Origin of the sequence: Pseudarthrobacter sp. NPDC092419 (assembly GCF_044755045.1) — a bacterium.
Classification (GTDB): Bacteria; Actinomycetota; Actinomycetes; order Actinomycetales; family Micrococcaceae; genus Arthrobacter.
In genome coordinates this window covers 114,311-140,730 of sequence record NZ_JBIVQF010000002.1, presented here as the reverse complement: position 1 = coordinate 140,730, position 26,420 = coordinate 114,311, and the positions used below count along the sequence as shown (strand labels likewise).

Annotated in this window: 22 protein-coding genes; 9 read left to right on the top strand and 13 right to left on the bottom strand. The window is 65.9% G+C overall.

Annotation, left to right across the window (positions count from 1 at the left end; genetic code table 11):
- Window positions 1-22: 22 nt before the first annotated feature.
- The 4 genes from ACIQC0_RS03990 to lysS form a co-directional block, all read right to left on the bottom strand.
- Window positions 23-2,515, bottom strand: coding sequence for an ATP-dependent Clp protease ATP-binding subunit (locus tag ACIQC0_RS03990; RefSeq protein ID WP_377216525.1), 2,493 nt, complete (start codon window positions 2,513-2,515; stop codon window positions 23-25).
- Window positions 2,516-2,804: 289 nt separating this feature from the next.
- On the bottom strand, window positions 2,805-3,134 hold the full coding sequence (locus tag ACIQC0_RS03985) for an Lsr2 family protein (RefSeq protein WP_377216524.1): 330 nt from the start codon (window positions 3,132-3,134) through the stop codon (window positions 2,805-2,807).
- A gap of 136 nt (window positions 3,135-3,270) precedes the next feature.
- Complete coding sequence (locus ACIQC0_RS03980; protein ID WP_377216523.1) at window positions 3,271-3,447, bottom strand: hypothetical protein; 177 nt, start codon at window positions 3,445-3,447, stop codon at window positions 3,271-3,273.
- A 2-nt stretch (window positions 3,448-3,449) separates the two neighbouring features.
- A complete protein-coding gene (gene lysS, locus ACIQC0_RS03975; protein WP_400532782.1) occupies window positions 3,450-4,982 on the bottom strand; it encodes a lysine--tRNA ligase in 1,533 nt (510 codons plus the stop codon).
- Between the two features lie 45 nt (window positions 4,983-5,027).
- Here lysS and ACIQC0_RS03970 point away from each other — a divergent pair, with 45 nt between their 5' ends.
- Both ACIQC0_RS03970 and ACIQC0_RS03965 read left to right on the top strand, forming a co-directional pair.
- A complete protein-coding gene (locus tag ACIQC0_RS03970; RefSeq protein ID WP_400532780.1) occupies window positions 5,028-5,891 on the top strand; it encodes an alpha/beta fold hydrolase in 864 nt (287 codons plus the stop codon).
- 61 nt (window positions 5,892-5,952) lie between these two features.
- Window positions 5,953-6,789 carry an alpha/beta fold hydrolase gene (locus ACIQC0_RS03965; RefSeq protein WP_377216520.1) on the top strand — a complete coding sequence of 279 codons (837 nt, stop codon included), beginning with the start codon at window positions 5,953-5,955 and terminating at the stop codon, window positions 6,787-6,789.
- A 66-nt stretch (window positions 6,790-6,855) separates the two neighbouring features.
- Here ACIQC0_RS03965 and ACIQC0_RS03960 read toward each other — a convergent pair whose 3' ends face one another.
- The 5 genes from ACIQC0_RS03960 to ACIQC0_RS03940 all read right to left on the bottom strand — a co-directional run bounded on the left by ACIQC0_RS03960 (window position 6,856) and on the right by ACIQC0_RS03940 (window position 12,994).
- Window positions 6,856-8,331 carry a DHA2 family efflux MFS transporter permease subunit gene (locus tag ACIQC0_RS03960; RefSeq protein WP_400532778.1) on the bottom strand — a complete coding sequence of 492 codons (1,476 nt, stop codon included), beginning with the start codon at window positions 8,329-8,331 and terminating at the stop codon, window positions 6,856-6,858.
- 148 nt (window positions 8,332-8,479) lie between these two features.
- On the bottom strand, window positions 8,480-9,046 hold the full coding sequence (locus tag ACIQC0_RS03955; RefSeq protein WP_377216518.1) for a type 1 glutamine amidotransferase domain-containing protein: 567 nt from the start codon (window positions 9,044-9,046) through the stop codon (window positions 8,480-8,482).
- Between the two features lie 76 nt (window positions 9,047-9,122).
- On the bottom strand, window positions 9,123-10,064 hold the full coding sequence (locus ACIQC0_RS03950; protein WP_400532776.1) for a sugar ABC transporter permease: 942 nt from the start codon (window positions 10,062-10,064) through the stop codon (window positions 9,123-9,125).
- Window positions 10,061-11,665, bottom strand: coding sequence for an ABC transporter permease subunit (locus ACIQC0_RS03945; RefSeq protein WP_400532774.1), 1,605 nt, complete (start codon window positions 11,663-11,665; stop codon window positions 10,061-10,063). Before ACIQC0_RS03945 ends, ACIQC0_RS03950 begins: the two co-directional genes overlap by 4 nt.
- A 6-nt stretch (window positions 11,666-11,671) precedes the next feature.
- Window positions 11,672-12,994, bottom strand: a complete 1,323-nt coding sequence (locus tag ACIQC0_RS03940) for an extracellular solute-binding protein (protein WP_400532772.1) — start codon at window positions 12,992-12,994, stop codon at window positions 11,672-11,674.
- Window positions 12,995-13,209: 215 nt separating this feature from the next.
- On the opposite strand from ACIQC0_RS03940, the gene ACIQC0_RS03935 reads away from it, so the two are divergent.
- Complete coding sequence (locus ACIQC0_RS03935) at window positions 13,210-14,925, top strand: alpha-amylase family glycosyl hydrolase (RefSeq protein ID WP_400532770.1); 1,716 nt, start codon at window positions 13,210-13,212, stop codon at window positions 14,923-14,925.
- Between the two features lie 22 nt (window positions 14,926-14,947).
- Window positions 14,948-15,970, top strand: coding sequence for a LacI family DNA-binding transcriptional regulator (locus ACIQC0_RS03930; RefSeq protein ID WP_377216513.1), 1,023 nt, complete (start codon window positions 14,948-14,950; stop codon window positions 15,968-15,970).
- Here ACIQC0_RS03930 and ACIQC0_RS03925 read toward each other — a convergent pair.
- From ACIQC0_RS03925 to ACIQC0_RS03910, 4 genes are read right to left on the bottom strand one after another with little or no spacing between them, the layout of a single operon-like run.
- Complete coding sequence (locus ACIQC0_RS03925; RefSeq protein ID WP_400532768.1) at window positions 15,964-17,136, bottom strand: ROK family transcriptional regulator; 1,173 nt, start codon at window positions 17,134-17,136, stop codon at window positions 15,964-15,966. The genes ACIQC0_RS03930 and ACIQC0_RS03925 overlap by 7 nt on opposite strands.
- Window positions 17,133-18,068 (bottom strand): N-acetylglucosamine kinase, encoded by a 936-nt coding sequence (locus ACIQC0_RS03920; RefSeq protein ID WP_400532766.1) that lies wholly within the window; start codon window positions 18,066-18,068, stop codon window positions 17,133-17,135. Before ACIQC0_RS03920 ends, ACIQC0_RS03925 begins: the two co-directional genes overlap by 4 nt.
- Complete coding sequence (locus ACIQC0_RS03915) at window positions 18,065-19,219, bottom strand: glycerate kinase (RefSeq protein ID WP_400532764.1); 1,155 nt, start codon at window positions 19,217-19,219, stop codon at window positions 18,065-18,067. The genes ACIQC0_RS03920 and ACIQC0_RS03915 overlap by 4 nt, the downstream gene beginning before the upstream one ends.
- Window positions 19,216-20,571, bottom strand: coding sequence for an MGH1-like glycoside hydrolase domain-containing protein (locus ACIQC0_RS03910; RefSeq protein WP_400532762.1), 1,356 nt, complete (start codon window positions 20,569-20,571; stop codon window positions 19,216-19,218). Before ACIQC0_RS03910 ends, ACIQC0_RS03915 begins: the two co-directional genes overlap by 4 nt.
- 236 nt (window positions 20,572-20,807) lie before the next feature.
- Between ACIQC0_RS03910 and ACIQC0_RS03905 the strand changes: the two genes are divergently transcribed.
- The 5 genes from ACIQC0_RS03905 (at window position 20,808) to ACIQC0_RS03885 (ending at window position 26,409) form a co-directional block, all read left to right on the top strand.
- Window positions 20,808-22,256 carry an extracellular solute-binding protein gene (locus ACIQC0_RS03905; protein WP_400532760.1) on the top strand — a complete coding sequence of 483 codons (1,449 nt, stop codon included), beginning with the start codon at window positions 20,808-20,810 and terminating at the stop codon, window positions 22,254-22,256.
- Window positions 22,257-22,396: 140 nt separating this feature from the next.
- Window positions 22,397-23,704: an extracellular solute-binding protein gene (locus tag ACIQC0_RS03900; RefSeq protein WP_400532758.1), complete on the top strand. Its 1,308-nt coding sequence runs from the start codon at window positions 22,397-22,399 to the stop codon at window positions 23,702-23,704.
- A 2-nt stretch (window positions 23,705-23,706) separates the two neighbouring features.
- On the top strand, window positions 23,707-24,765 hold the full coding sequence (locus ACIQC0_RS03895) for a carbohydrate ABC transporter permease (protein WP_377216506.1): 1,059 nt from the start codon (window positions 23,707-23,709) through the stop codon (window positions 24,763-24,765).
- The gene (locus ACIQC0_RS03890; protein WP_377216505.1) at window positions 24,762-25,595 is read left to right on the top strand and encodes a carbohydrate ABC transporter permease; all 834 of its coding nucleotides are present in this window, start codon (window positions 24,762-24,764) and stop codon (window positions 25,593-25,595) included. The genes ACIQC0_RS03895 and ACIQC0_RS03890 overlap by 4 nt, the downstream gene beginning before the upstream one ends.
- Window positions 25,596-25,599: 4 nt before the next feature.
- Window positions 25,600-26,409, top strand: coding sequence for a carbon-nitrogen hydrolase family protein (locus tag ACIQC0_RS03885; protein ID WP_377216504.1), 810 nt, complete (start codon window positions 25,600-25,602; stop codon window positions 26,407-26,409).
- Window positions 26,410-26,420 lie beyond the last annotated feature (11 nt).

The following is a 26,420-nucleotide window of genomic DNA, read 5'->3' as shown; positions in this document are numbered from 1 at the left end:
CGGGGCTTTTGGCAGGCGCTGGTTAGACGCTGGGTGCGATCTCCGGGATGCGCGGCTTGGCGTTGCCTGCGAACGTGAACTTGGCGTCGTCGCCTTCGCCTTCGACGTCCACCACCACGATGTCGCCGGGGTGCAGCTCGCCGAACAGGATCTTCTCGGAGAGCTGGTCCTCGATCTCGCGCTGGATGGTGCGGCGCAGCGGCCGGGCACCCATGGCGGGATCGTAGCCACGGGTCGCCAGGAGCACTTTGGCTTCCTTGGTGAGCTCGATGCCCATGTCCTTGTCCTTGAGGCGCTTCTCCAGCCGGGTGACGAACAGATCCACGATCTCGATGATCTCGTCCTGGGTCAGCTGCGGGAACACCACGACGTCATCCACACGGTTCAGGAACTCGGGGCGGAAGTGCTGCTTGAGCTCCTCCGTCACGCGGGCCCGCATGCGGTTGTAGCCGGTCTGGGTGTCGGTGCCGGACTGGAAGCCGGTGGCGACACTCTTGGAGATGTCCCGGGTACCCAGGTTGGTGGTCATGATGATCACGGTGTTCTTGAAGTCCACCACGCGGCCCTGGGAGTCGGTCAGGCGCCCGTCTTCCAGGATCTGCAGCAGCGAGTTGAAGAGGTCCGCATGGGCCTTCTCCACTTCGTCGAAAAGCACGACGGAGAACGGACGGCGCCGGACCTTCTCGGTCAGCTGGCCGCCTTCCTCGTAGCCCACGTAGCCCGGAGGGGCACCGAAGAGCCGCGAGACGGTGTGCTTCTCGGAGTACTCGGACATGTCCAGCGTGATGAGGGCATCCTCTTCGCCGAACAGGAACTCCGCAAGGGCCTTGGCCAGCTCGGTCTTGCCGACGCCGGTGGGGCCGGCGAAGATGAAGGAGCCACCGGGCCGCTTGGGGTCCTTGAGCCCTGCACGGGTCCGGCGGATGGCCTGGGACAGTGCCTTGATGGCCTCGTCCTGGCCCACCACACGCTTGTGCAGTTCGTCTTCCATCTTCAGCAGGCGGGTGGACTCTTCCTCCGTCAGCTTGAACACGGGGATGCCGGTGGAATTGGCCAGCACCTCGGCGATGAGGTCCTCATCCACCTCGGAGATGTCATCCATGCCGCCGGACTTCCAGAGGCGTTCCTTCTCGGAACGCTCGGCAATCATCTTCTGCTCCTTGTCGCGGAGCGATGCGGCGCCTTCGAAGTCCTGCGCGTCGATGGCGGATTCCTTCTCCATCTTCAGCTTGGCGATGCGCTCGTCCATGGCCTTGAGCTCCGGCGGAGCGGTCATGCGGCGGATGCGCAGGCGGGCGCCGGCTTCGTCGATCAGGTCGATCGCCTTGTCCGGCAGGAAGCGGTCCGAAATGTAGCGCTCGGCGAGGCTGGCCGCGGAGGCCAGGGCGCCGTCGGTAATGGTGACGCGGTGGTGCGCCTCGTACCGGTCGCGCAGGCCCTTGAGGATCTCGATGGCGTGCGCCACGGAGGGTTCCTTGACCTGGATCGGCTGGAAGCGGCGCTCCAGGGCAGCGTCCTTCTCGATGTGCTTGCGGTATTCGTCCAGCGTGGTGGCGCCGATGGTCTGCAGCTCGCCCCGGGCCAGCATGGGCTTGAGGATGGAGGCTGCGTCAATGGCGCCTTCCGCGGCACCGGCGCCGACGAGGGTGTGGATCTCATCGATGAACAGGATGATGTCGCCGCGGGTGCGGATCTCCTTGAGGACCTTCTTCAGGCGCTCCTCGAAGTCACCGCGGTAGCGGGAACCAGCCACCAAGGATCCGAGGTCCAGGGTGTAGAGCTGCTTGTCCTTGATGGTCTCGGGGACGTCGCCGCGGACGATCGCCTGGGCCAGGCCCTCGACGACGGCGGTCTTGCCGACGCCCGGCTCACCGATCAGGACGGGGTTGTTCTTGGTGCGGCGGGAGAGGACCTGCATGACGCGTTCCATCTCGTGCTCGCGCCCGATCACGGGGTCAAGCTTGTTCTCGCGCGCCGCCTGCGTCAGGTTGCGGCCGAACTGGTCAAGGACCACGGACCCGGCGGGAGTGCCTTCGGCCTGTCCCTGGCCGACGCCTGCGCCCGTGGTCTCCTTGCCCTGGTAGCCGGAGAGCAGCTGGATGACCTGCTGGCGGACCCGGTTCAGGTCTGCGCCAAGCTTGACCAGCACCTGCGCAGCAACGCCTTCACCCTCGCGGATGAGGCCCAGCAGGATGTGCTCCGTGCCGATGTAGTTGTGCCCCAGCTGCAGCGCCTCGCGCAGCGAGAGCTCCAGCACCTTCTTGGCGCGGGGGGTGAAGGGGATGTGACCGGACGGAGCCTGCTGGCCCTGCCCGATGATCTCCTGCACCTGCTCGCGAACGCCGTCGAGCGAAATGCTCAAGGACTCCAGAGCCTTGGCGGCAACACCTTCACCCTCGTGGATCAGACCCAAGAGGATGTGTTCGGTACCGATGTAATTGTGGTTCAGCATGCGTGCCTCTTCTTGGGCAAGCACAACTACGCGACGGGCACGGTCCGTAAATCGCTCAAACATTTCGCCACACTCCTAGCTACGACGTACTTTGATGCTACGTGGCGGGCCCGGCGTTGGGGAGCGTGTTCGCCACAGGGGAAACCCGGACCAGTGAGAGGTCCGGGGGCGGGCTGGACCGGGCCGGGCGTCCGGCCGGCACAGTTGCCCATCACAAAATCCTTCGGCCGGTCAGAACCAAAAAATTCAGGCGCCTGTCCAATTTCGCTAAAAACGAAAGCCCCGCCCCTGCCGAAACCGGCGGAGGCGGGGCTTATCGTTTGAAGCGTTTTACCGCAACTGCAGATGAGTCCTAGGAATTTGCCTTTTGATAGGCTTCCTGGATTTCGGCCTGAATTCGGCCCCGGCTGTTAACGGTGTAACCGTTATCCCGGGCCCACTGCCGGATCTGCGCAGACTCATTGCCGCGTCCCCCCGACGGCGCTTTGGTCCGGGCAGTCCGACCGCTGGAGCTCTTCCGCCCGGCCGCTACATAGCGTTCCAGGGCAGAGCGGAGTTCAGCAGCATTGGCAGCCGATAGGTCAATGTCGTAGTTCGTCCCGTCAAGGCCGAACCGGACATTCTCATCTGCGGGTCCCCCATCCAGATCGTCCACAAGGACGATGTTTACTTTCTGTGCCATTAAAGGCCTTCCTCTTTGAAAGGTGGTTTTTCAGAAAAGCAGGATGTTTCCGATAAAAGTATGACCCTTTTTATGGCAACGCGTCAAAGCGGCTAATGGCCCGTCCGGAATGGAGGCCGCAAACAAATGGACTTATCTATTGGGAATCGGCGTCAGGGCGGTTCTCGGGCGAGGCAGCCCGGGCTTCCGCTTCTTCCTGGGCCTTGGCTTCTGCCTGCCGTTCCGCCTTGTCCGCGTTGAAAATCGACTTCATGGCGAACCAGAACAGCAGGCCCACCACGATCGAGGGAAGCAGGACAGCTACGTATTCCACGGTCAGTACCCTTCAGGCTTCAGCAGGGGGAACAGGATGGTTTCGCGGATACCGGCGCCGGTGAACAGCATCACCAGGCGGTCAATGCCGAGGCCGATCCCGCCCATGGGCGGCGCGCCGTATTCCAGGGCACGCAGGAAGTCCTCGTCCAGCTGCATGGCTTCGTCGTCGCCGGCGGCAGCATGGCGTGACTGCTCGGTCAACCGCTCGCGCTGGATCACGGGGTCGATCAGCTCGGAGAAGGCTGTGCCGCGCTCCATGCCGCCGATAATCAGGTCCCAGGCTTCGATTAGCCGGCCGTCCTCGCGGTGCGGACGGGCCAGCGGCTGCGCGGACGGCGGGTAGTCGTAGACGAAGGTGGGGTTCAGCAGCGTGGGTTCGACAATTTCGCCGAACAGTTCCACCGCGAGCTTCTCCGCGTCCCACTTGGGGTCGACCTTGACTTCGTGCTTTGCCGCAACCTCGCGAAGCACCTCAAGGGGAGTGTCCGGAGTGATTTCCTGCCCAACGGCGTCGGACAATCCGGGGTAGACGGCCAGCCACTTCCACTCGCCGTCGAGGTTGATCTCCCCCGCCTCCGTCTGGATGGTGCGGCCGGCACCCACGGCATCCGCGGCGTCGAGGATGATCTCCTTGATGCGCTCCGCCATGACGAACTGGTCCGCCCAAGCCTCGTAGCACTCAAGGGTGGTGAATTCGGGGCTATGGGTGGAGTCCACGCCCTCGTTGCGGAAGACGCGGCCCATGTCGTAGACGCGGTCGATCCCGCCCACCACGGCCCGCTTCAGGTACAGCTCGGTGGCGATGCGGAGGGTCATCTTCTGGTCGAAGGCGTTCATGTGGGTCTCGAAGGGGCGTGCAAGGGCACCGCCGTGGACCAGGTTCAGGATGGGCGTTTCCACCTCCACGTAGCGGTGGCGGAACAGCGTCTCCCGGATGGAGCGGGTGATGGCGGCGCGGGTGTAGACCATTTCGCGCGCTTCGTCGCGGACCATCAGGTCCACGTAGCGCTGCCGGACCCGGGTCTCCTCGTTCAGGTCAGCGTGCAGCACGGGCAGCGGGCGGAGCGCCTTGGAGGCCATGGACCAGGACTCGGCCATGACGGAGAGCTCGCCGCGGCGGGAGGAAATCACCTCGCCCTTGATGAACACGTGGTCGCCGAGGTCAACCAGGGCCTTCCAGTCGGCGAGCGCTTCCTCGCCCACGTTGGCAAGGCTCAGCATCGCCTGGAGCCGGGTGCCCTTGCCGTCCGTGCCGCCTTCCTGGAGGGTGGCGAAGCACAGCTTGCCGGTGTTGCGCACAAAAACCACACGGCCGGTGACGCCAACAATATCTCCGGTGGTGTCGTCAGCCTCGAGGTGGGCGTACTTCTCCCGGATCTCGGCGAGAGAATGCGTCCGCTCCACACCCACCGGGTAGGCCTCGGTGCCGCGCTCGATGAGTTTGGCGCGCTTTTCCATGCGGATCCGCATTTGCTCGCTGGCGTCGAGGGGTTCCGGGGCGTTCTTGGGCGCGGGGGTGTTTTGGGAAGTCACAATGGACAAGTTTACCGGGACTTCGCTCCCCCGTTCCCGCCTAGGATGGGACGGGTGGAAGAACAGGAAATTCCAACGTACGACGGCGGCCGGCTGGCTTTGTACAGCTACGGCACCGAAGATGCGCCGGGAGACCGCCGGGTGCTGCTGATCGGCGGGGCTTTCCTCACCGCCCTGATCTATCGGCCCTTTTCCGTGGCCCTGGCGAAAGGCCTCGGCGACGGGTGGGCCGTTGACGTCTACGACCGCAGGGGCCGGGGCAGCTCCTCCCCGCAGCCGCCCGACTACTCCATGGCAACCGAGATCGAGGACGTGCGGACCATCCTGGATGCTACCGGCGCCCGGAACATCCTGGGCCACAGCCTGGGCGGCTCCGTGGCCCTGAACGCGGTCCAGGAATTCACCGGCACCCGTTACATTCCGGATAAGCTCGCTGTCTACGACGCCGCAGTGAATATCGACGGCAGCATCGACACCGCCTGGCTGGACGGGTTTGAGGACGCCGTGAACCGTGGCCGGGTAGGCCACGCCCTGGCGCACATGAAGAAGGCCACCAGCCCGGGATCGGCCATTGCCCGGATCCCGGAACCCGTCCTGGCAGGCCTGATGGCGGTGCTGTCCCGGACCAAGGTCAACCGGCTGCTCCGCGAAGTGATGCCCAGCGCGGTGGGTGAGCTCCGGGCGGCGTACAACGAGGTGGACCACGCCCGGGACTTCAGCGTCCTTCCGGCCAACACCCACTTCATGGCCGGCGGAAAGAGCCCTTCGTATTACAAGGCCACTGCGGAGCGGCTGCATGCGGCCGTGCCCGGCAGCACGTACCAGCTCTCCCCAAAGTGTTTCCACGGGTCCATCCCCGCGGCTGTGGGGGAACTGGTGACCGACATTTCCGCGTATTTCAAGGGCTGAGTCCGGGCGGCTGCCGGTGCGGGTACTCCCTGCACCCAGCTTGCTCCGCTAGGCTCGGGGAATGACGCGCGAGAACATCAGGACCCCCGACGGCGGCACTCTGGAGCTCTTCTCCACCGGACTGGACCTGGCCTCGGCCGGATCGGGCGTGGTTGTCGTCCCGCCCTCCATGGTCACGGCCGCCGATTACACGAAGTTCGCCCAAAAACTGAGCGCGGCGCTGGGCCGTCCGGTGCACACGTTCAACCGGAGGGGCCGCGGAACGTCCTCACCCCAGCCCGAGGACTACACGCTGGACGTGGACATCCGCGACCTGGACACGGTGATGAAGCACACCTCGAGCACGGACGTGTTCGGCCACAGCTTCGGCGGGGCCGTTGCCCTGCACGCGGCGCGGACCCTGCCGGTGGAGCGGCTCGCGGTCTACGACCCCGCCGTTTCCGTCAACCACAGCGTCAAGGCGGATTGGACGGCCGAATACGAGCGCGCTGTGGCGGCGGGGGATGACGACCGCGCCCTGGCCGTCCTGCAGCGCGGCCTGGAGGCCGGCGGATCCTTCTCCTCCCGGATGCCGCTGTCCATGCTGACCCTGGCCAATAAGCTCACGGCGGCAACACCGATGGGCAAGCAGCAGCGTGAGCTGATGCGCACCTGCGTACGCGAAATCAAGGCCATCATCGCCGCGGACATGCCCGCCGAACCGTTCCTGGAGCTGCCGCTGGAAACGCTGATCGTGGTGGGCGAAAAGAGCCCGGCCTACTTTGGCGTGGCATGCGGCCAGATCCACGACGTCCTGTCCGGCTCCAGCTACACCATCCTGCCGGGCATGGGCCACGACGACGTCCTTAAGGCCCCGGACCGCCTGATCAAGGAACTGAGCGACTTCTACTCCGGATAACCCAACTAGGTAGCAGCAAGTGCCGTTTTGGACCCCCAAAACGGCACTTAGCGCTACCTGGTCGGGTCAGTGGGCGGCAGTGGAGACCGCCGCGCCATCCGTCTTACGCATCATCGCGGAGAGTACGACGGCGGCAACGGCTATGACGGTTGCCGCCAGGAAGGCGGCGCTCATCCCGGCGACGAGGCCCGCCGTCGTACTTACCACCGCGAAAATGGATACGAGCAGGGCCGTTCCTGCCGCGCCCGCCACCTGCTGGGTGGTGCTCATGATGGCGGATCCGTGCGAATACAGGTGCGGGGGCAGCGGGTTCAGGCCGGTGGTGAACGCCGGCGTGAAAAGCAGTGCCAGGCCGAAGCTCAGGCCTACGTGCAGCACGATGATCCACCAGACCGGTGTGCCGGCGTCGAGCCTGGAGAACTGGAAGAGGCTCAGGACCAGGAGGATCGAGCCGGTGACGGTGAGAGGGAGCGGGCCCACCTTGTCAAAGAGACGGCCGATGACCGGGCCCAGCAGGCCCATGGCGAGTCCGCCCGGGAGCAGTGACAGGCCGGTCTCCAGGGAGCCCAGCCCGCGGATCTCCTGCAGGTAGAGCGGCAGCAGGATCACTCCCCCGAACAGCGACATCATGGCAACCACCATGAGCAGCACGGACACTGTGAACATCCGGAACTTGAAGGCCCGGAGGTCCAGCAGCGGCGCCTGGGACTTCTGCAGCCGGACCTGGCGGAGGATGAAAACAGCCAGGCTTGCCACGCCGATGACCAGGGCTGCGATGGGGACAGCGCCCGGACCGGCCTGCCCGCCGTGTCCGCCGCCGATCTGGCTCAGGCCGTAGACCAGGCCGCCGAACGCCGGGACGGTGAGAAGCACCGAGAGGAAGTCCAGCCTGGCTTTTTCAGCTTCCCCCACGTTGGTGAGGTACTTGGCGCCGATGGCCAGGGCGGCGAGGGCGACCGGCAGGACGAAAACGAACATGAAGCGCCAGGTGAAGTGCTCCAGGATGAGCCCGGAGACGGTAGGACCCATTGCCGGTGCCACGGAGATGGCGATGCTGACGTTGCCCATGACAGCGCCGCGCCTTGCCACCGGAACCAGCGTGAGGATGGTGGTCATCAGCAGCGGCAGCATGATGGCCGTGCCGCCGGCCTGGATGATACGGGCCAGCAGCAGCACCTCGAAGCCCGGCGCGGCCGCGGCCAGGGCAGTGCCGATGCTGAAGAGGCCCATGGCCAGCATGAAGACTGCACGGGTGGTGAGGCTTTGCAGGATGAAACCGGTGGTGGGTATGACCACTGCCATGGTGAGCATGAACCCGGTGGCCAGCCACTGCACGGTGGGGGCGTCCACGCCCAGGTCCACCATGAGCCGCTGCAGGGCCACGTTCATGATGGTTTCGTTCAGGATCACCACGAATGTGGCCACCAGCAGCGTGGCGATGACCGTCACCGATTCACGGGACATTTTCGCCGGTGCGGACGGCTGCGCTTCAGCGGCCTGGACGGGCTTGCCGGAGGCGTTTGAAGAGACTTCTGTAGACATGGGTGTTCCCTCAGGGAGTAATGAGTGGGGCACGCGATCGGCGTCGCTGCAGATTCCAACACTCTACCGGCAGGAGTCATTCCTCCATCCGGACTTTTCTTAACCCTGAGGGAACACTTGGCCCCGCAGAACCGGGCCGGATCGGCCCTTAAGCGGTCTGGCCCGCGTGGGTGCCTTCGGCGATTTCCTCCACCAGCTTGCTGTTGAACGCCGGGAGGTCGTCCGGCTTGCGGCTGGTGACCAAGCCCTGGTCAACCACCACCTCCTGGTCCGACCAATTGGCTCCCGCGTTCTTCAGGTCCGTCTGGAGCGTGTGGTAAGAGGTGACGTTGCGGCCGCGGATGACGCCGGCATCGATCAGCAACCAGGGGCCGTGGCAGATGGAGGCCACCGGCTTATGCTGCTCAAAGAACGCCCGGGCGAACGCCTGCGCGTCCCCGTCCACCCGCAGGTGGTCCGCGTTGACGACACCGCCCGGGAGGACGAGTGCGTCGAAGTCGCCCGCGCTTGCCTCGCCAACGGTGATGTCGACGTCGAACGTGTCGCCCTTGTCGGTGCCGTTGAAGCCCTGCAGCCGGCCGGCCTTCAGCGCCACCAGCGTGGGCTCGCCGCCGGCCTCTTTCACGGCCTGCCACGGGCTGGTCAGTTCAACCTGTTCCACGCCGTCGGTCAGCAGGAACGCGACCTTCTTGCCTGCAATGCTGTGTTCTGACATGGTTCCTCCTTGGCTTGGAGATTCGCTTGCCTGACAGGGTCCAGCCTAGGAAAGCACAAACTGATAAGCAAGCTGACTACTTTACGGAACCCGCGGTCAGCCCGCCCACAATGAACTTCTGCAGGTAGAGGAACAGCAGGAGCACGGGCAGGGCGATGAGTACCGATCCCGCCGCGAAGACGCCCAGGTTGTTGCTGCGGTCACCGGCGATGATGCCGAACATACCCACGGCGAGGGTCTTAACGCTGTTGTCCGTCAGGAAGATGCTGGCCAGGATGTACTCGCCAATCACCGCGACGAACACCAGGAGCCCCGTGACGGCCAGAACCGGCCGGATCAGCGGGAGGATCACGCTGGTGAACGTGCGGAAGTGGCCGGCACCGTCAATCCGCGCGGCCTCGTCCAGCTCATGCGGGATGGAATCGAAGAAGCCCTTGATCAGCCAGACCTGTCCCAGCGCCCCGCCCATCAGCACCAGCCCGTACCCGGCCAGGGTGTTCAGCCCGATGGCCGGCACTACCTCGCCGAACTTGGCGATCATGAGGAACAGGGCCACCACGGCCAGGAACTGCGGGAACATCTGGACCAGCAACAGGGCCAGCAGCCCGCCGCGCCGCCCGTAGAAGCGGAACCGGGAAAACGCGTAGGCGGCAAGGGTGCTCAGGAACACCTGGGCAACGGAGACCGCAGCGCACAGGATCAACGTGTTCAGGTACCAGGTGCCGAACGGTCCCTTGGATCCGCCCAGGAGCGTCTCGAAATTCACCAGGCTGAAACTGCTGGGGATCAGCTCGGTGGTGGCCACACTGCCCAGCGGGTTGAACGCGGCGGAGATGATGTACAGCACCGGAAAGCCTGCGAACGCGACGCCGGCCAGGCCCACGGCGTGGCGCCATCCCACTTCGCGCCACCAGCGCCCGCCGCGGGGCATTTCCAGCCCGTTTTTGCGGACCCGGGACGGTCCGCGCCGGGCCGGCCGGGCGGTTTCAACCGGCGCTTCAGTCAGCAGATTGGTCATCGCACATCCTCCAAGGCCGTGGTGTAGCGGAACTGGATGCCTGCAAGCACTGCCGTGACAATGAACAGGACGACGGAAATGGCGGACGCGAAACCGAACTCGGCTCCGGCACCGCCGAACGCGATGCGGTAGGCGCCGCTGATCAGGATGTCCGTTGCGCCGATCTGCCCGCCGCTGGCCGGGAAGGGTCCACCGCCGGTGACCAGCTGGATCACGTTGAAGTTGTTGAAGTTGAACGCGAAGGACGACACCAGGAGCGGTGCCACCGCCACGAGCAGCAGCGGGAACTGGACCCTGGCGAACGTGGTCCAGGTGCTGGCGCCGTCGATCTTGGCGGCCTCGGCGATGTCCTGCGGCAGCGCCTGCAGCGCACCCGTGGCAATCAGGAACATGTACGGGAAACCCACCCAAAGGTTGGTCAGCAGCACGGCCACCTTGGCCAGGAACGGATCACCCAGCCAGTCGATCTTCGCCCCGCCCAGCATGGAGTTGATGAGCCCGAAATCCTTGTTGTAGAAGCTCTGCCACACGATGAACGAGATGAACACCGGGATGGCGTACGGCACGATGATCACCGCACGGTAAAGCTTCAGTCCCCGGACGCGCGGATCGTTCAACGCGGCCGCCAGCAGCAGCCCCACCACGAAGGTGGTGCCCACGGAACCCACGGCGAAGGCCAGGGTCCATACGAACGAGCCCAGCAGGGAGTCGCGGATCTGGGGATCACTGAAGAGCCGGACGTAGTTGGCGAAGCCCACGTTGCGTTCCCAGCTCTGGTCGAAACCCTTGGCGCCGGTGGCATCTGCGAAGTATTCGCGGTCACCAAACTGCTGAACCGTATACACCTTTCCGGTGACCGAATCGGTGATGGTGTCCGCGCCGGCGTCGTACGTCAGGGTCTGTATGCCCTCGAAGGCGCGGTTAATGCCCTGGGCGCGGATGGCGCCCTTGTCAGTGGGGACCGTCAGCGCACTGATGTTTGGACCTGCGGCGTTGACCTCCTTGCCAGTGAGGATCGTGTACCCCTCCGCGGCCCGGACGTACCCGCCGTCCACCGTGACGTCGTCGTCCGCTGCAGGGCGGAGGCCCTTTTCGTCTCCTTCGAAAACGTCGTTGGACGGCGCCTCGACCAGGAAGAACGTAAACGGGCCCTCGGTGGCGGAACCCTTGGTGCCCACGGTGAGGTTGAAGGTCCTCGAGTCCGGCAACTGCGTCACGGAGTTCCGGACAATGGTGGACACCGCATCTTCCTTGGACCCGCGCGTCCCGTCACCGGAGTTGGTGAAGGAGAGCTGGACCGTGGAGAGAATCGGCAAGAGCACGAAAACGGTAAGCAGCAGGGTGCCGGGAACCAGGTACTTCAGCGGCACCATGCGTTTGGTGGAGTAGACGGCGAGGAGGCCGGCAGCACCGGCCCATAGACCTGCCAGCATGGCCCACTCGCCGCCGGCCAAAAGCAGCGGGGTCAGCGAGACGGCCGCACCGAGCACGGCGCCCAGGCCCAGGATCTTGGCCAGCAGCGCCGGGACCGACGCGGTGGAGCCCAGCGACAGACCGGGCCCCACCGCCTTCCCCGGGGCGTTCTTGAGTCGTGTGGTCATGGAGCGTTACTTCAGCGCACCGGCGATGGTCTTGCCGGCCTGCGTCATGGTCGCAGTGGGGTCCGCACCGCCGGCGATGGCGGCCTCAGCCTGGCCCAGCGGCGCCCACACGGCAGCCATCTGCGGCAGGGCAGGCATGGGAATTCCGACGGCGGCCGCATCAGCGGCGATCTTTGTCTCCGGGCTGTTCTTGGCTACTTCCTCGATCAGGGATGCGTTGGCCGGGGGAATGAACACGGCCTCGTAGAGGGCGCGCTGGGTTTCCTTCTGGGAGGCGACGGCCTGGACGAAGGTTTCTGCGAAGGACTTGTTCTTGCCCTTGGAGGCGACGTAGAAGGACTGCACGCCGGTGAAGGGCTGGGCGGGCTTCATGCCGGCGAAGCCGGGAACGGGGCTGATGGCGTAGTCGATGCCGGCCTTCTTCACGTCGCCGAGGGCCCAGGGGCCGTTGACCATGAAGGCGGTCTTGCCCTGGTTGAAGAGGGCGATCGAGTTGTCCGAACTGACGGACGTGCTCAGGATCCGGGAGCCCTTTTCGCCGAGCGCCGCGATCTTCTTGGCCGCGGCGATGGAGCCTTCCTTGCCCACGCCCAGGTCCGAGGGGTCGAAGCTGCCGTCGGCCTTCTTGCCGAACAGGTAGCCACCCGCGGAGGAGTAGAGGGGCTGCATGAAGTAGGCGTCACCCTTGGGGCCCACCTGCAGGTTCAGCGCCCGTTCGGCCTTGCCGGCGGTGACTGCCGCTTCACCGGCGGCCAGGAGTTCCTCGAACGTGGCGGGTTCCTTGGGAGCGAGCGCCTTGTTCCGGATGAGGACCAAGGACTCGACGGAGGCCGGCATGCCGTAGGTCTGGCCGTTGTAGGTGACGGCGTCCGTGGCCACGGGGAGGAATTCCTTCTTCTGCTCCGCGGTGATCTGGACGGGATCGATGGCGCCGTTCTGGACCAGGTTGCCGATCCAGTCGTGCGCGCCCATCACGATGTCCGGGCCATTGCCGGAGGCATTGGCCGTGACGAAGTTGGTCTGCAGTTCGGTGGCCACCGTCTGGACCTCCACCGTGATGCCGTTCTCCTCGCCGAACTTGTCCGCGATGGGCTGCAGCGCCTGGACGACCGGGCCGTTGGCCCAGATGACCAGGTCGGCGTCGCTGCGCTCCGGGGCGCCGCTTGCGGCGGGGGCGGCGGAAGCGCTTTCAGCCGGCGCGCCGGAGGCATTGCCGGCCGGGGCCTGGCTGCCGGAGCACCCTGAGGCGAGGAGCATGACGGAGACGGCTGCCGCCGTCGTGAGCGTTAGACGGGCCTTGCGGGCCAAGGGCTTGATAGATGTGCGCACCGGCGCGCCTCCTTCGTACGTGGGCATCTGCCCGTTGGTGGTAACCGCGGCTGACGGACGACGGCGGCGAGGCCGGTCCGGCACGGGTGAGACAAGTCACAACTGTAAGCGATTCCAAACTATGCGTCTACATCGTGATTTAGCTTTGCGTTTTCCGCGTCATACTTAACTGGAAGCCGTTCCATTTCATGTGTCTAACCCCTTAGGATGACCGGATGACAAACACGCTCGCCCCCGCCGCGCCCGGCTTTTCCGCCGCGCAGCTGGTCCCCGTCCACCCCGCCGACGAAGGCTCCGAGTGGTGGCGTTCCTCGGTGATTTACCAGGTCTATCCGCGCTCGTTCCGCGACCTGAACGGCGACGGCGAGGGCGACCTGCCTGGTATCACCGCCGAACTGCACCACCTCGCGGATCTGGGAGTGGACGCTGTGTGGCTGTCGCCGTTCTACGTCTCGCCGCAGCGTGACGGCGGCTACGATGTGGCCGATTACTGCGATGTGGACCCGATGTTCGGCACCCTCGCGGACTTCGATGCGCTGGTGGCGCGGGCGGACTCGCTGGGCGTCAAAGCCATCATCGACCTGGTCCCCAACCACTGTTCGTCCGATCACGCACTGTTCCAAGCCGCCCTGGCCGCAGGCCCCGGCAGCCCCGAGCGGGAGATGTTCGTGTTCCGCGACGGACGCGGGGAACACGGTGAACTGCCGCCGAACAACTGGCAGTCGCATTTCGGCGGACCGGCCTGGACCCGCATCGAGGAACCCACCGGCGAACCCGGCCAGTGGTACGTCCACCTGTTCGACTCCTCCCAGCCGGACTTCAACTGGGACAACCCGGCCGTGCATGACGAGTTCAAGCGGATCCTGCGGTTCTGGCTCAGCCGCGGCGTGGCGGGCTTCCGGGTGGACGTGGCGCACGCCCTGATCAAGGCGCAGGGGCTCCCGGACTGGCACGGGCGGCCCGACGGCGTCAGCACCGAAGAGCACCCCGGCCACCTCGCGCCGATGTTCGGTCAGCCCGAGATCCACGACATCTACCGGGAGTGGCGCAAGGTGCTGGCGGAGTTCGACGGCGAGCGCATCCTCTGCGCCGAAGCCAGCATCGACCCGCTGTCCCGGCTGACCAACTGGGTGCTGCCGGACCAGATGCACCAGGCGTTCAACTTCGCCTACCTCGGCACGCCGTGGGACGCGGAGCGGCTGCGGTCGGTGATTGAAAGCTCGCTGCGGATGTTCGATTCCGTGGGCGCTCCCACCACCTGGGTGCTGTCCAACCATGACGTGGTCCGGCACGCTACGCGGTTCGGCATCGTGGAGCCGGCCGCCCGCCCGGGTGACGGCCTGGGCGTGGAGGATCCCCAGCCGGATACCGGGCTGGGGCTGCGCCGGGCGGCGGCTGCATCCATGCTGATGCTGGCGCTTCCCGGCGGCGTGTACCTGTACCAGGGTGAGGAGCTGGGGCTTCCGGACCACACCACGATGGACCACACCTTCCGGCAGGACCCCACGTACCGTCGGACTGCGGGTGAGCGGATTGGCCGGGACGGCTGCCGCGTGCCCCTCCCCTGGGAAGCGGCCGCCCCGGCCGCAGGCTTTAACCTCACGGGCTCCTCGTGGCTCCCGCAACCCGACGGCTGGGGCTCCCTCGCCCGCGACGTGCAGGCGGCGGATCCGTCCTCCGTCCTTGCCCTGTACCGCCGCGCCCTGGGACTGCGGCGTGAATTAGGACTGGGCGCAGGCTCCCTGGACTGGCTGGACGGCGCGGCTGGTCCCGAGTGCATCGCGTTCGTTAATAACGGCATCCTGGTGATGATGAACATGGGTGCCGCTGCGGTTGAACTGCCGGACCTCGAGGTCCTCCTGGCCACCGACAGCGAAGGAGCGGCCCAGCGTAAGCTTGGTCCTGCGCAGTGCATCTGGCTGCGCATGTAACCAAGGGGAACAGCAGGGGTCAGTGGCAGGAATAAAGGATGTGGCCCGGCTGGCAGGGGTTTCACAGGCGACGGCATCCCGCGCCCTGAGCGGCAAAGGCAGCGTTTCCGAGCGGGCCAGGCTGGCCGTGACCGCCGCGGCCCGTGAGCTGGACTTCGTCATGTCCTACCACGCTTCGAGCCTTGCCAGCGGGCGGAGCCACAACGTCGGGGTGGTCCTGCCGTTCGTGAACCGCTGGTACTTCTCCACGCTGCTGGAGGGTACCAACTCCGCGCTCATGGATGCCGGCTATGACCTGACGCTTTACGACTTCCAGGGCGACCGGTACCGCGAGTCCGTCCTGGGCGACTTCCTGCTCCGCAAGCGGCTGGACGGCGTCATCGCCGTGTCCCTGCAGCTCAACGATCACGAGACGCAGCAGATCCTCTCGGCCGGGATCCCGGTGGTGGGGGTGGGCGGGCCCCTCCCCGGGATCCCCACCATTAGGATCGACGACGAAGCGGTAGGACGGCGGGCCACCGGGCACCTGCTGGGGCTGGGCCACACCCGCGTGGCGCATCTGGGCGGCGAGCAGGAATTTGGCGGGCACTTCAAGATCTCCGGCGGCCGCCGCGCCGGGTACGAGGCTGCCATGGCCGACGCCGGCCTGCCCGTCCGCCCGGCGTGGAACCTGGCCGCGGACTATTCCATGAACGATGCATACCGGCAGGCCAAGCACCTGCTGGCCGATCCCGACGAGCGGCCCACCGCCATTTTCTGCGCTTCTGACGAGATGGCCGCCGGCGCAATGCTCGCGGCGCGGGACCTGGGGCTCCGGATCCCGGCCGATCTGTCCGTGATCGGCGTTGACGGCCACGAGATGGGTGAGATCCTGGGCCTGACCACCATCGACCAGCAGGCCCACGCCCAGGGCTCCCGGGCCGTGGAACGCCTGCTGTCGCTCGTGGAAGACGGAACGGGCGCGGCTGGCCCGGCGGATGAAATCATCGAAGCCCGGCTGGTGGTCCGCTCCTCAACCACCGCCCCTCGAACTTCCGCCTATTGAGCGGACGGGGTCAGCGCGCGGTCGATGGCCGCCGGGTCGTAGACCTTCCGCATGACAAGCGCTGCAAGCCCCGCGATGGCAGTGCGGTCGTCGGGGTCTCCGGCTTCCACCACGAGGCCGTCTGCGATCCGCTCCACCACATCGGCGAAAACACGGCTGCGCACGTTGTCCACCAAGACCGGAAGCGCGCCGATCCTGCCGCCCAGGACGAGCCTGTCAGGGTTGATTGTGGTGATGGTCGCGGCGAGCGCCCGGCCCAGCACCTCCGCTGCCTGTGTGAGGGCCTCCAGCGAACTCTTTCCCCCGTCCAGGGCCGCCTGCCGGATGGCGTCGACATCGGAGAGGCCTTCCGCGGCGAGCCGGTCGGCGATGGCACGCCCTGAACTGTAGGCGGCCAGGCAGCCGTTTCGACCGCACCGGCAGCGCGGACCGTCGTCAGTGATCCTGATGTGGCCGATATCTCCGGCGGCGCCGTGGGCTCCGCGGAGAATCTCGCCGTCCACCACAATGCCACAGCCGATGCCAGTGCCCACTTTGACGTAGACCAGCGTTCCCCGGCCCGCCTCCCACTCGCCTAGCGCCGCCGCGCGGGCATCGTTTTCCACCACCAGGGGCACGGACCACGCCTGCGAGACCGCCTCGACTATGGCGTCCGGCTGCCAGCCGGGAAGGGTGGTGGGATGCACCACGTGTCCGCTTGCCACGTCAACGGGGGCGGGGACGCTGACGCCGACGCCCACCAGCACTTCGCCGGTGCCCTGTGCGAGCAGCGTCTCTCCTGCATCTGTCAGCCTTCCCAGAACCTCTCCGGCGGGCCCGCCGATGTCATGGGTGATGGTGGTGGACCGTAGTTCCGAGCCGTCCGTGTCCACTACCGCCACTGTTGCGTGGGTCTGGCCCAGCGCCAAGGCAAGGACTACCCTGCCGCGGCTATCGAAACGGATCTTCCGGGACCGGCGCCCGCCGGTTGCCTCCAACGCCTCGCCCTCGTAGATCCACCCGCGCCGGAGGAGGGCTTCCAGCCGTTCGTAAAGGGTGGCTCGGGACATGCCCGTCTCAGCCAGGAGTTGCTGGCGGGAAAGTCCGTCCGCCGAACGGATCAGGTTCAGCAGGTGCCCATGGGACGTTGCGCCGCCCAGGCTGGCAGGTGTTCGTTCGACCGTCACAACGTCGATTCTTCCCGGGAAAGGTAGGAGACGCCGAATACCGGATCGTTCTCAAGGGTCCTGACGTCAGTGATCCCGTGGGCGGCCAGATAGCCGGTGAACGCCCTGCCCAGCGCCGGCTGGTTCAGGCCGACACCGCCTCCCAGCACCACCGGTCCTGGGTTCATGAGCCGAAGCGAGACCTGCACTACCTGCTCGGCCAGGCTCTCCGCCGCCCGCGCAACCATCCGCTCACTGGCGGCGTGGCCGCGGTCCGCGGACTCGAAGACCAGCCGGGCCTTCGCGGCCCAGTAGGTCCTGTCCGTATCACCATGGAAATGGCGGATCAGGCTTTCGGGCGAGCTAAGGCCGCAATCTGCAAGCAGGGCGCCGGTCAGTTCATCCACCGGCAGCCCGAGGTCGTAGCGCCGGAGGCTGTGCCGGACGGCTTCCCGGCCGAGCCAGTATCCGCTTCCCTCATCACCCAGGAGGTAGCCCCAGCCACCGGCACGCACCTCAGTGCCCTGCCCGTCGACTCCCCAGACAGCAGAGCCCGTTCCGGCAATGACGGCGATGCCCGTGCGCACGTGTGCTGCCGCAAGGATCAGCCGGGTGTCATGAACGATGGTCACCGCCGCGTGAGGCGCGTACGGCGCGATAAGCCTGCGCAGCTCGTCCTTGTCTTCCTCGGTGTCCACGCCGCCCGCCCCGACGTAGACGCGGCCCGCATCAGCGGCGCCGAGCGAACCAAGCAAGACGCCCAAATGGCGGGAAGCGGTTTCGCGGCTTACATTCTGGACATTGGCGCTGCCCGCTAGCCGGTCAGCCATGATGCTGTCGCCGACGATGCGGATGCCATGGGTTTTGGAGCCTCCGATGTCCAGCCCGATGACCGTCCGGGCCGAAGCCGCACCGGAAGCGGGCCGAAGTATCGCCGGGCCGGCGACGGTCATGTCATGACCCGTTCAGCCGCCAGGGTATTGCCTACGTGGTGGCCCACCGCGGTCAGCAATGCTGCTGCCTCGGACATGCAGCGTGCCGTGTCGGGTTCAAGGTCAGTGAGGCGGAACGAACCCTGGATGCCCAGTGTGTCCAACTGCTCCGTGGTAAGCGATCCCTGGCCGCAGACGGCCGTCACGGGAACACCGGCGTCGCGGGCAACAGCCGCGAGCCCGGCCACGGCCTTGCCGCTCAGGGTCTGCAGGTCAAGCGACCCTTCGCCCGTCACCACGAGGTCCCCGGCACCCAGGGCAGCGACGGTTTCGCGGTAGCCGGTGATGTCCATGACTACGTCGATTCCGGGCTGCCTCGTGGCTCCGAGCACCGCCAGGGCGGCGTAACCGATGCCACCGGCGGCACCCGAACCCGGGAAGGCGGCCATGCCGGCCAGCACCCCCTGCGCTTCCATCACCCTGACCAGGTGTGCCAGGCCTTCTTCGAGGATCTCCACCTCCTCGGCGCCTGCGCCCTTCTGGGGACCGTAAACCGAAGCCGCGCCGTCGTGCCCCAGAAGGGGATTGTCGACGTCGGACGCCAGGACGATTTCGCAGCCGGCAAGGCGGGGATCCAGTGAGGTGAAGTCCACGGACGCGAGGGTATCCAGCGCCCCTCCCCCGCGGGCAACAGCGGTCCCGTCACCAGCGGTGAGGCGGGCGCCGAGGGCCTGGAGGAAGCCTGCGCCGCCGTCGGTGGAGGCACTGCCGCCCACCGCGAGGACTAGCCGGCGGGCCCCGGCGTCGAGCGCGGCTGCGACCAGCTCGCCCGTGCCATAACTTGTCGCACCCAACGGGTCGGGAATGCCGCCCGCCAGCTGCAGCAGGCCGGATGCCTGGGCCATTTCGATGACAGCGGTCCCGCCGTCCGGATGGAGCGCGAAGCCGGCGGAGACAGGCTGGCCGGACGGGCCGGTGACCGACGCGGTGATGTGCCGGTATCCGGCACTGACGGCGGCAGCCACCGTGCCGTCACCGCCGTCAGCGATGGGCATCGGGATGACGTTGGCCCCCGGCCGGACCGCCCGGATTCCCTCCGCCACGGCGTCACATACCTCGGGCGCGGTCAGGCTTCCCTTGAACTTGTCGCAGGCAATCAGGACCGTGCTCATGAGGCGGCAGGCCGGCCGTCGGTGGATCCGGCCAGCCATTCGAGGGCCGCCGCGGCAGTCCACGCCTGGGCCAGGCTGCCAAGGGGTTCGCCGGTGAACGGCTCATAGTATTCGCCGAACTGCAGGTCCGAAAGCTGCCGAAGCGATGTGCTACGCAGCTTTTCCTCCAGTTCTGCTTGGCCGTCGCGGCCGCAGGCCCAGCCCAGCAGGAGGTTCAGGAAGGGCCATACCGGTCCCCGCCAATAGGTACGGGGGCGGAACGCGGCGCTGGCCGGCGAGGTGGAGGGAGGCAGCGGGAAACGAAGGCCCGGGAAGCCCATCCAGTCAGGGCCCTGCAGCATCTCACGTTGCCGGGACAGCAGGCCTTCGTCCCCACCGGCCACCAGCGGGGCGAAGCCCGAAACGGTTTCGGTGCCAATCCAGCGTCCGGCCAGGACGTCGAAGTCGCGGGCAAGTCCTGTATGCGGGTCCACCGTCGCTGCCACACCGGCGCGGAAACGCTCGGCAAGGTCACGCAGCTCCTGCGCTTCCTCGCGACCCAGCTCCTGGGCAAGACCGGCCAGGACCTCGGTGGAGGCTGCCATGATGGCCGAGAAGAACACGTCGCGGACGCGGAAGTCAACGATCTCCTGCACAGCTCTGTCATCGAAGCGGACGGATGCCATCTGCTGGACCAGCCACAGATATTTGGTGTATTCGGAATCGTCCGGGCGTTCGCTGACGTCGGCAACATGGGCGGTGTCCCGCCGGACGAACGGCTCGACGGCGCCGGGCTGGATGGCTGCGTAGGGCCCGTCCCAGCGCGGCGAGTTGTCGAAACCGGATTCCCAGCCATGGTGGATTTCGATAAGTCCCACCCGGTCCGGGTCGCGGACGTCGGCGAGCCAGCGGTGCCAGGCGAGCCAGCCGTCAAAGGACTCACGTACAAAAGCCTCGGCCGCTACCTGGTCCGTACCGCCGTTTTCGCGGCCGCGGTCCAGGATATGCCGCACCGCGATCACGTGGACAGGCGGCTGGCAAATCCCGCTGGTCTTGACGCCTTCGGGGCGGGCAGCAGCACTTTCCGTTCCCCACCGGTCAAAGCCCGGAAAGTAATCGGTGTCGTTGGCGCTGAACACAATGTGCGGGATCATGCCCGTTGACCACTGGGCGCCGAGGAGGGTCCGCATCTCGGTAATGGCGCGGGGAACGCTGACCCGTGCCAGTCCGATGGCGACGAAGGCCGCGTCCCAGCTCCACATGTGCGGGTAGAGGTTGGGCGCTGCGCTGGTCATGGTGCCCAGGTCGTTGGCGCGGAGCACTTCGATTGCGGCGCCACGGATCTCTTGCGGGGTCACATTCAGTTCGGACACGGGAGCCTCCAAAGGGCTGAGAAAGGGTATCGGGCGCGGTAAGCCTCGGGGAAAGGAGCGGCGAAGCCGTAGCGAAGCCTCCGCCGTAAACTTTCGTATAAGCATCAGACAAAAGCTGGGCACTGTCAATCCTTTGGCGCCAATAGACGCCCGACCAGCCCAGGTCGATGTAAAGATGTTTAGGCGGAGGGTGCCTGCTGGCGCCGTCGAAATCATTGCGAGTAAGGAAGTTCCACATGGCCGCCGAACGGCCTGCCGTCGATCCGAGTCGACCCATTCCTGTCTACGAACAGTTGAAGGCCCACCTGATTCAGCTGATCCTGAGCGGACGCTACGGAGCCGATGGGCAGCTGCCCACCGAGTCGGAGTTGTGCGCCACCTATGGGCTGAGCCGGACCCCGGTGCATCGCGCCCTCGCCGCACTCGCGGCGGAAGGAGTGGTGGTCCGGCATCGACGGCGGGGCACATTCGTGGCGCCCGAATGGCTCGAAAAGCATGCCGGCGTCCGCGAACTGACTGCTGTGGTGCCTGAGGGTCCCTGGGCCAAGCTGATCCGCGCCGAGACCCCCACCGACGTCGCACTCTCGCTGACCGTGGTGCCGCTGGGCGACCTCCACGACCACCTGACCGAGGCCGTGGCCAGCGGCGAGGCTCCGGACATCGCCCTGGTCGACTCCGTATGGGTCCCCGAATTCGCTACCGCCGGCTATTTCCGAAGGATCGATGACATCGATTCCGGCTGGGCCCGGGACCAGTACCGAAAGCTTTTTGCCCAGGTGTTCGTCGCCTCCCAAGCTGTGGACGGCGCCTCCGTGGCAGTCCAGCTCGAAGCCGACGTGGCCGGCCTGTGGTTCGACCGGGAAACCCTGGCCGCTGCCGGAATCGCCCCGCCCGACACCTGGGCCGAACTCGCAGCCGCGTGCAACCTGCTCGCCGGCAAGGACGCCGCGCCGCCCCTGGTCCTGCCTGGCGGACCGGCGGCCGGCGAGGCCGCAACGTATTGCCTCCTGGCCCTCCTTGCGTCTAATGGGGCGCGCATCATTGGGCCGGCCGGCGTCCTTCCGGACCGGGACCGGCTGGTGCAGACACTGGAGTATCTCCAGGAACTGGTGGCCCAGGGCGCCATCGCGAAGGAGTCCGTCGACTTTGCCCGTGAGCGCCCCGTCCAACTCCTAGCCCGGGGCCAGGCCGCCTTTGCCCTGGCAGGCAGCTACGAGTTGCCGGCCCTTGCCGGAGCGGCTGGCCTGGACCAGGAAAGCGCATGGCGCCGGTTCGGGTTCATCCCGATGCCCGCCGGCCCCTCGGACAGCCGGGCCAACCTGGCCGGCGGCATGGCCCTGGGGATCTTCCGGCAAGGCAAGCGGCCGGACCTCGCCCTTCACGTGATCCGGGCTCTCCTTTCCGCGGACGCGCAGGCCCGCATGGCGCGCTCTACGGGACAGATACCCACGCGGACGTCGGTAGTTCCGCTGGTGTCCGATGACGAGTCGCTGCTGGGAAAGTCGGCAGCGATGCTTGAGGGAGCCGTGGTCCGCCCGGCCGTGCCGTCCTACGACCGCGTTTCGCAGCAGCTGCAGAAGCTGCTGGCAGACATCATCCTGGACCGGATCAGCCCCGCAGCGGCGAGCGAGTACACCGCCGAACTGATCTCGGCGATCACTGGCCTGCCCGTAGCGGCTAAGTAGCCCTCCCCCAACCCCGGCGAAACCCCCAAAATTTCCATCATCCTCATCCGATCTTCCGTTGGGCCTTGACATCAGCACGTGAGCGACCTCATATTTGTCACTACGGAATGACAAATACCACTGCTTCAACGGAGATACAGATGATCAACTTACGAGTGCGCCGCGCAGCTGTTGCCGCCTTTGCAACGCTCGCCCTTGGCTTTGGCGCCACTGGGTGCGGCACGGGATCCGAGTCCACCAAGACCGATGGCCCGCCCACGGGCGAAATCCGCGTCCTGTCCAACTGGAGCGGACCCGAGGCGGAGGCCTTCGGAGCCATGGTGGAGGGCTTCGAGGCAAAGTACCCCGACGTCTCCGTGAAGGTGGACAGCGTACCGTTCGACCAGACACAGTCGGTCCTGACCCAGCAGTTCGCCGCAGGCAGCCCACCGGATGCCGCCGTGGCGCTGCCCGGCATGGTGCGCCAGCTTTCCAAGCAGGGCCTCCTCATGGAGGTGGACAGCCTGTGGGATGAATGGATCAAGAACGGCGAATACAACGATTCCCTGCGCGCAATTGCGGCTGGAGCCGAGGACAAGACCGAGGCGGTCTACGTCAAGGGCAACGTCAACGGCCTGATCTGGCATACCACCGCGAAGGCGAAGTCACTGGGTCTGACCGCCCCGCCGGCAACCTGGTCGGAACTGACCGCCACGCTGGACAAGTACAAGGCCACCGGGCAGGCTCCCTTCAGCGTCGGCGCCAAGGATGTCTGGGTTCCCACCCAGTGGATGGACCCCATCCTCCTGAACGTGGCGGGCGAGGAGAAGTTCAACCAGCTGGCACGCGGTGAAATCGGCTGGGACGACGCGGACATCGCCAAGGGCGTCAAGGTGCTTGCGGACATGATCCGCAACTACTGGCCCAAGAACGCCCTGGATACGGGCTTCTCCGACGAGACCTGCGGCTGGGTGACCGGAAAGAACGCGTTCGCCAATAACGGCGCATTCGTCAACGGAATCGTCCCCTCCTGCGACTCCAAGCTCAAGCCGGGTACCGATTACAGCTTCTTCACCCTGCCCGCCTTCGAGGGAACCGAAAAGCCGGCACAGGCTGTCAGTGGCGACCTCTTTGTCGGAGCCAAGAAGTCCAAGAACCCCGTGGCAACCATGGCATTCCTGGAGTACCTGGGATCCGTTGACGCCCAGACCATCTGGGCAAAGAAGGGCGGCTACATCGCCCCCAACATGAAGGTTCCGGCCAGCGTCTACCCCACGCCCAACGACAAGGCCGCGGCTGAGCTCTGGCCGAAGGATGCTGCCGGTCGGGCCGGCTACGACCTGGACGACTGGATCGGCGGCGAGCTGCAGAGCAAGTACCGCAACGCCCTTGTTGAACTGGTGCGCTCCCAGGACGCAGATGCCTTCATCGAAACCATGAAGACAGCCGACACCCGCTCGAACGGATAATTGTGACTGTCATCCCCAAAGAAGACACGACGAGCGTGCAAAAGGGGGCCGGGGTCTTCCGCAAGAAGGCCCCGGCCGGCCGCCGACCGGGAAAGCCGGGCCGTTCCGCGCTCACGCCTTACCTCTTTATCGGTCCCATCCTGCTCGTTTTCCTTGGCTTCTACCTGTGGCCCGCGTTCAGCACAGTGACCTCCAGCCTTTTCACCTGGGGCATGCTCAACCCCTGGCAGATCAATGCCCCGGCAGACTGGGAATACGTTGGCCTGGAAAACTACTCTTCGACCCTCACCAGTGCTGATTTCTGGAATGCGGCCCTGAACAGCGCCATCTGGCTGGTCGTTTTCCCTACGCTCGTCCTGGCGGTGTCATTTCCCCTCGCCCTCCTGGTATGGAATGCCCGGCGGGGTTCGGGAATATTCCGGAGCATCTTCATCCTGCCGATGACCATCTCCCTTTCGGCCGCCGGCATCATCTGGTCCTTCATTTACAATCCCGATCCCAACAAGGGAGTACTGAACGCCTTCCTGGCCCTTTTCGGCCTTGAGGACGCTTCCTTCACATGGGGCCCGCTTGAACTTCACGCTGGCCAGTGGCTTTCCAACCCCGGCGTCCTGCACTTGGGCTCGATGGACCTGCGCCTTGCCAACCTGTTTGTGATCATTCCGGCCGTCTGGGCTTTCGCAGGCTTCGGCGTCATCACCTTCACGGCGGGCCTGACCTCGGTACCGAGTGAACTGCTTGACGCGGCCCGCGTGGACGGGGCCAAGCAGTCCCAGCTGATCCGCCACGTGGTGATCCCCAGCCTCCGTCCTTCCATCGTGGTGGTGGCAGTGGTCAGCGTGATCTTCGCGCTGCGGACATTCGACATCGTCCTGGTCACCACCGCCGGCGGTCCGGCAAAGGACACAGAAGTGCTTGCCATGCTGCTGTGGCGCCAGGTGTTCCAGTACCTGGACACCCCCCAGGGCGGGCTCGCTGCGGCCATTGCCGTACTCATGTCGGTCTTCATGATTGCCATCTCGCTCCCCTACATCCGCGCAACCCTGAAGGAACAGCAATGAGGCAAAGTAAATGGGCTGTGTTTGCCCTTTACGGCATCCTGACCGTTGCCAGCATCCTGTGGCTGGTGCCCGTGGCCACCGCTGCCATGATTTCCATCCTTCCGCTCGACCAGAGCGGTGCCGGCTGGTGGCGCGCCGACTTCTCCACGGCCACGCTGGAGAACTACGGACGGGCCTGGCGGGAAGGGCTGTCGACCTACACCTTCAACAGCTTCATCATCTCGGTCAGTTCAGTGGCCCTGACGGTAGTTCTGGGAACGTCGGCGGCCTACGCCTTCGCCCGGATGAAGTTCCGCTTCAAGGGCCTCCTGTACTTCCTGCTGATCACCACCATGATCGTTCCGGTACAGATCATCCTGATCCCGCTGGTGCCGTGGTTCCGGACCCTCAACCTGAATGAGGGACCGGCGCAGTTCCTGGGCATCGCCCTGGTGCACACCGCCTTCGGCGCCGGCTGGGCACTGTTCATGCTCATCGGGTTCTTCTCCCAAATCCCCGAAGAGGTGCTCGAATCGGCACGGATCGACGGCGCCAGCGAATTCGACGCGTTCAGGCGGATCGCCCTCCCCCTGGCGGTCCCCGGCATCGTGTCATTCATCATCATCGACTTCGTGTTTGTCTGGAACGACCTCCTGATGGGCCTGACGCTGCTTGACAGTGACCACCGGCCGCTGACCGTTGGCCTGGCAAACCTCCAGGCGCCCCAGCTGAACCAGGATGACCTGATTTCCTCAGGCTCCATCCTCGCCATCATCCCCCCGCTGCTGCTTTTTGCACTGCTCAACCGCTATTACGTCCGCGGGCTCTACGCCGGCGCAGTGAAAGGTTAGACCCATGAACCCACCATCCGGCCAGAGCGTCCGGGCGGCTGTCATCCAGCTGGAACTGCCCAACGGCGACCTGGAGGGCAACCGCGCCGCATACCGCGATGCCTTGCTTGGCCTGGGCGACGCCGACCTGGTGGTCACCCCGGAACTGTTCATCTCCGGCTACGACCTCAAGATGATCGATGAGATTGGTGCGCAGCTCAGTGAGCCGCTTGACGGTCCCACTGTCGAGATGACCAAGGAAATCGCGGCGGAGAAGGACTTCACCGTCGTCGTCGGCCTGCTGGAGAGGGGTGAGGACGGCAACCTCTACGACACGGCTGTGACGGTGACGCCCGCGGGCGACGCCGTGCCCTACCGCAAGAGCCACCTGTTCCCCACGGAGTTCGACCGGTTCAAGCCCGGCAACGAACTGTTCGTGGTGCCCACCCCGGCCGGCCTCCTCGGGCCGCAGATCTGCTTTGAGCATGCCTTCCCGGCAATCGCCACCACCCTCGCCATGGAGGGGGCCCAGATCATCGTCATCCCTTCGGCGGTGGGCGACGGTTACGATCACCTGCTGACCCTCCGCTCCAGGGCGCGGGCGCAGGACAACCAGATCTTCGTGGTCGCTGCCAACCTCAACGGAAACGGCTTCTGCGGCCACTCCCTGATCACCGACCCGCGGGGCCATGTCCTCGCTTCGGCGGGCCACGGCGACGCCATCCTTCGTGCCGATCTGGACTTGAGCCTCACCGGGTTGGAGCGCCAGCAGGAACGTTCGCTGTCGCTTGCCCGGCCTGAGCTGTACAAGTCGAAGCAGGAAACCGGGCGCTAAGCACGCGAAGC

Coding starts and splice junctions, on each gene's coding strand:
- ACIQC0_RS03990 (WP_377216525.1), bottom strand. CDS start 2,515: ATGTTTGAGCGATTTACGGACCGTGCCCGTCGCGTAGTTGTGCTTGCC.
- ACIQC0_RS03985 (WP_377216524.1), bottom strand. CDS start 3,134: ATGGCACAGAAAGTAAACATCGTCCTTGTGGACGATCTGGATGGGGGA.
- ACIQC0_RS03970 (WP_400532780.1), top strand. CDS start 5,028: ATGGGACGGGTGGAAGAACAGGAAATTCCAACGTACGACGGCGGCCGG.
- ACIQC0_RS03965 (WP_377216520.1), top strand. CDS start 5,953: ATGACGCGCGAGAACATCAGGACCCCCGACGGCGGCACTCTGGAGCTC.
- ACIQC0_RS03960 (WP_400532778.1), bottom strand. CDS start 8,331: ATGTCTACAGAAGTCTCTTCAAACGCCTCCGGCAAGCCCGTCCAGGCC.
- ACIQC0_RS03955 (WP_377216518.1), bottom strand. CDS start 9,046: ATGTCAGAACACAGCATTGCAGGCAAGAAGGTCGCGTTCCTGCTGACC.
- ACIQC0_RS03950 (WP_400532776.1), bottom strand. CDS start 10,064: ATGACCAATCTGCTGACTGAAGCGCCGGTTGAAACCGCCCGGCCGGCC.
- ACIQC0_RS03945 (WP_400532774.1), bottom strand. CDS start 11,665: ATGACCACACGACTCAAGAACGCCCCGGGGAAGGCGGTGGGGCCCGGT.
- ACIQC0_RS03935 (WP_400532770.1), top strand. CDS start 13,210: ATGACAAACACGCTCGCCCCCGCCGCGCCCGGCTTTTCCGCCGCGCAG.
- ACIQC0_RS03920 (WP_400532766.1), bottom strand. CDS start 18,068: ATGACCGTCGCCGGCCCGGCGATACTTCGGCCCGCTTCCGGTGCGGCT.
- ACIQC0_RS03915 (WP_400532764.1), bottom strand. CDS start 19,219: ATGAGCACGGTCCTGATTGCCTGCGACAAGTTCAAGGGAAGCCTGACC.
- ACIQC0_RS03905 (WP_400532760.1), top strand. CDS start 20,808: ATGGCCGCCGAACGGCCTGCCGTCGATCCGAGTCGACCCATTCCTGTC.
- ACIQC0_RS03900 (WP_400532758.1), top strand. CDS start 22,397: ATGATCAACTTACGAGTGCGCCGCGCAGCTGTTGCCGCCTTTGCAACG.
- ACIQC0_RS03890 (WP_377216505.1), top strand. CDS start 24,762: ATGAGGCAAAGTAAATGGGCTGTGTTTGCCCTTTACGGCATCCTGACC.
- ACIQC0_RS03885 (WP_377216504.1), top strand. CDS start 25,600: ATGAACCCACCATCCGGCCAGAGCGTCCGGGCGGCTGTCATCCAGCTG.